The following is a 4,540-nucleotide window of genomic DNA, read 5'->3' on the forward strand; positions in this document are numbered from 1 at the left end:
CTGTCGCCGTCCAGCAGGCCCCCATGGGCGGCGGTGGCGTAGGTGATGCCGGTCGCGGTCAGTGCCGCGGCGGCCGCGATGCCCGCGGTGATCGCGTGGGAACGGGTCTTGAACATGGTGCTGCTTCTCCTGTCTTGGAACCAGAGAGTGGCCGGCTGTGACAGCCGACGTGTGATTGAACGTACTCAGGCCCCCCGAAGCTGTCATTTCGGACGAAGGGGAAGGGCTGACCGGGCAGGGCCGAACGAGGTACCCGGGAGCGCTGCGGGCCCACCTCGGAAGAACTGACGTGACGTCAACTCGCGTCCGGACCGGAAGGATTGAATGACTATTGGGCCGACAGTGTGATCTTCTGACACCCGCTCACCTGTCGAGGCATCGGCCCGCCGGGAAACGTCGGCGCGTCGCTGCTTGACATGGCGACTCTCATCGTTCCGCGAGGCGGTCCTGACGCCGCGTCCGCCTGTGCCCCTCCGCAGTCCCGTGCCGCGACCGTTGACACCGACTCGGCCGCTCCCTAGTCTCCACTCGGCAGTCGAATTAATACGTTTCAATTCACTCGTCAGTCCGCCTGTCTCCTTATCTGTCGAGGTCACTGCAAGAGCTCTGAAACAGTGATCTCGACGTGCGCACTGGCCTCGATCCTCGAATTGAAATGTTCAAAATCCTTCGGCGAGGGGTGGACCACGAGATGCGCGAGGGGTGGAGCATGAGAGTGCGGACATGGCCGCTGCGGCGGCTGGGGGTGGTGGTGTCGGCCCTCGGGCTGTCCCTGGCCGCCGTGCCCCCGGCGTTCGCGGATCGGGCAGGAACCGATCACGCACCGAAGGCACCGACCGGACTGACGGTGGGGGACCGCGTCGATCCGCTCGCCGTGGACGGCCCGCCGCGGTTCGGCTGGCTGCCGCGGGACACCGACGCCGGCGAGGTGCAGACCGCTTACGAATTGGTCGTGCGCGACGGGGACGGTCGCACGGTCTGGGACAGTGGGAAGGTGCCCGGAGCGGAGCAGTCCTGGGTCTCCTACGCAGGCGGTGCGCTGCGGCCCGGCACCCCCTACACGTGGACGGTGCGGACGTGGGACCGTGCCGGCAAGGCGTCCGCGTACGCCTCGCCCGCCGCCTTCACCACCGGCCTGGGCGACCGGGACTGGTCGGGTGCCCAGTGGATCCGGCGGCCCGCCACCGGTAACGACGCCGGCAACCAGTGGACGGCAGCCCGCAAGGTCATGAAGGTCTCCGCGGTCAGCCCGGTGACCGGCGCCCGTGTCTACGTCGCCGCCCAGGGGGACTGGCAGGTCGACGTCGCCGGCCGTGTCGTACAGCGCAGTTCGTCCTACGAGTACGCCGGTGAAGGTTTCTACGACGTGGCCTCGCTCCCGGGCGTGCGCGCGGGGCGGGAACTGCCGGTCGGCGTCCTCACCCACTACTGGTCCTGCAGGTGCCAGGGGCGTGCCGACGGGCCGAGCAGCCCCGAAGGCCCCGAGGGCCTGCTCGTGAAGGTCGTCGTGGACCACGAGGACGGCAGCCGCGATGTGATGGTGTCCGACGGTTCCTGGAAAGTGCACCGTTACGACCCGCAGCGCGTCGACACCCTCACCTACCGCAACAGCGACTCCGGCGACCGCGTCGAGTACTACGACGCCCGGGCGGAGTTGACCGGCTGGGACACCGCGGGCTATGACGACAGCGCCTGGTCGCAGGCCACCGTCATCGGCGCGCACCCACGCCCCGACCCCGCCAACTGCTCCTCCTACGAGGGTGGTTCCTCACCCTGCGCCTTCACGCACCTCTCGGCGCTGCAGGCCCACCTGACGCAGCAGGTGATCCATCCCGTCTCCCTGCTCCACCTGCCCGACGGCACCGTCTTCGCCGACTTCGGCAAGGTCTCCTCGGCCGTCCCCTCGGTGCGGCTGCACCAGGGCGTCGCAGGGCGGCAGTTGACGTTCACCACGAGCTACCGGCGCACCAACAGCACCCTGACGGCGGCGGTCCCGGCCGGTGCCACCACCCTCGCCCTGGCCACCGCCGGCCATGTCCACGCGGGCGACCGGATCACCGTCGACGCCCCGGCCGACGGATACGGGGCGGGCCACCCCGAGACACACACCGTCCGGACGGTGGACGGCGCCACGGTGGCCCTGGACGCTCCGCTGCGCCGGGACCACGCCGCGGGCAGCTGGGTGGAGAACTCCCGTGCCGGCACCTCGAAGCTGGACACCCAGGGCAGCGACATGCGGTTCTTCTACACCGAGAAGAACGGTGCGCAGACCGCGCGGCCCTTCACCTACTGGGGCTGGCGCTACCTGCAGATCAGCGACCCCGGCGAGGATCTGACGGCGGATGACATCAGCGCCGTGGTGCAGCACACCGACGCCGCCCACCCGGCCACCTTCTCCAGCAGCGACCCCACCCTGGACGCCGTCTTCTCCCTGATGCAGCGCTCGGCCCTGCAGTCCGCGCAGAACGTCTTCCTGGACACCCCCACCCGTGAGAAGGGGCAGTTCCTCGGTGACAGCGTCGACGAGTCGTTCGCCACGATGGCCGCGTCCGGCGAGCGCAGCCTGACCCGTCAGGCGATCGTCGCGTTCATGAACTCCCAGACCCGGTACTGGGACAACGGCGCCCTGAACTCCGTCTACCCCAACGGAGATGCCAAACGGGACATCCCCGACTACACCGAGATGTTCCCCGAGTGGGTGCTGCGCTACTACCGGACCACGGGCGACACGGAACTCCTGCGCCAGGCCCTGCCGGTGATGAAGAACGTCGCCGACTACATCTGGGCGGCCGTCGACAGCCGCGGACTGGTCGCCGACCTGCCGGGCGGCAGCGGCGCCTACCAGTACGGCATCATCGACTGGCCCGCCCCCATGCGCTACGGCTACGTCACCACCGGCAACGTCGACAGAACGGTCGTCAACGCGCTCGGTGTGGGCGCGCTGCGCTCGGTCGCGCAGGCGGCTCAGGCACTCGGCGACGACACCACCCGGAGCACGTACGACGACCGCGCCGACCACCTCACCGCGGCGATGCGCGCGCAGTTGCGGGACCCGGCCACGGGCGCCTGGTCCGACGGCCTGACCGCGTCGGGCACCCGGATCGACCACTCCGGCGAGCACGCGCAGTCCTTCCCCGTCGCCTACGGCGTCGCGGACCCGTCGGAGTACGGCGTGCTGGGCGACCGCATCACGAAGCTGGGCATGCGGCAGGGCCCGATGACCCTGCGCACGCTGCTGGACGCGCTGCGCATCACCGACCGCCCGGACACCTTGGTCAAGATCCTGACCGACTCCGCCCACGACGGACCGGCCCAGGTGCTCGCCGAGGGCGGCACCTTCCTGTGGGAGCAGTGGACACCCGGGTGCGCCGACTCCGCCTGCACCGGCCCGGACGTTTCACAGAGCAGCAGCGAGAGTTTCTCGCACGGCTGGGGCGGCGCCGGGATCACGGGCATCCTCGAAGGAGTCCTCGGGCTGACCGTCACCTCACCCGGCGCCGGCACGGTCCGCATCGCCCCGGCGGACAAGGGCCTGGCGGCCGCCTCCGGAACCCAGTGGACCGAGCGCGGCACGGTCGGCGTCGACTGGCGTCGCGGCCGGTACGGCGTGACCACCGAAGTCGACATCCCGGTGAACGTCACCGCGACGGTCGCCCTGCCCGCCGTCGCCGACGGCACCTACCACGTGACCGGGCGGGCCAGGTACCTCGGCACCCAGGACGGCAGGGCCCTGTACCGGGTCGGATCCGGCCGCACCGGCTTCCACGCGGCACCGGCGACATGAGGGAGCCGGGTGCGCGGTCCAGCACAGGCGGCTGAGCACTGGCGGCACCGAGCGGGCGGCGCCGGGCGGGGGAGTGCGCCGACCGCGCCGATGTCACCCGTTCGGGTGCGGCCGATGGGTGGTGGGCCGCGCTCTGATCGGCGCGGCCGCGCAGGTGCCAACCGAAGGCGCAGCAGTGGGAATTGCCCGGTGACGGGGCCCGCGGAGGAGACCGCGGCGCACGGGGACGACAGCCGGGGGAAGCTCGCCGGAGCCGCTGTCGGTCCCTAGCATGGAGGGACAGGCGCGTGGGTTCTCCCAGGGCAGCGGCCGACGGTGAGCGTCCCGGAGGGACGTGCACGGGGCGGGTGCCCGGACGCAGAACCCCGGCCCGATTACGGCGGGCCGGGGTTTCGCGTCGTGCGCCTGCTTGTAGGATCCCGGCCCGATTACGGCGGGCCGGGTTCTACATCTTTCGGATCACACACGGTGGGGTCGCACACGGGGGATCACACGCGGTCGGTGCCGCTGCTGTGATCAGTCGTCGTCCCGGTCGCCCTTGCCGCCCTTGTCGTCCCGGTCGTCGTGGTCGCGGTCGTGGACGATGCGGAAGCTGGCGAGCACGCCGTCCCTGACCTTGACGGAGTGGCTCTTGCCCGGGTTGACGCCGTTGCTGGTGCTGTGCGGGCCGACGGTGGCGATGGGGGCGCCGTTGTCGCAGGTGGCGCCGCGGAACACCTCGACGGTCTTACGGCTGTCGTTGCGGATGTTGAAGCT

The 4,540-nt window shown here is 70.6% G+C and carries 1 protein-coding gene and 1 pseudogene; one reads left to right on the forward strand and one right to left on the reverse strand.

The features are described 5' to 3' along the window. Positions 1-709 precede the first annotated feature (709 nt). A complete protein-coding gene (locus tag GV126_RS32540) occupies positions 710-3,784 on the forward strand; it encodes an alpha-L-rhamnosidase-related protein (protein ID WP_159674570.1) in 3,075 nt (1,024 codons plus the stop codon). A gap of 516 nt (positions 3,785-4,300) precedes the next feature. Here GV126_RS32540 and GV126_RS32545 read toward each other — a convergent pair. Continuing rightward, positions 4,301-4,540, reverse strand: a pseudogene (locus GV126_RS32545) (hypothetical protein); the annotation flags it as partial.

The organism is Streptomyces mexicanus (assembly GCF_902506575.1).
Taxonomy (GTDB): Bacteria; Actinomycetota; Actinomycetes; order Streptomycetales; family Streptomycetaceae; genus Streptomyces; species Streptomyces mexicanus.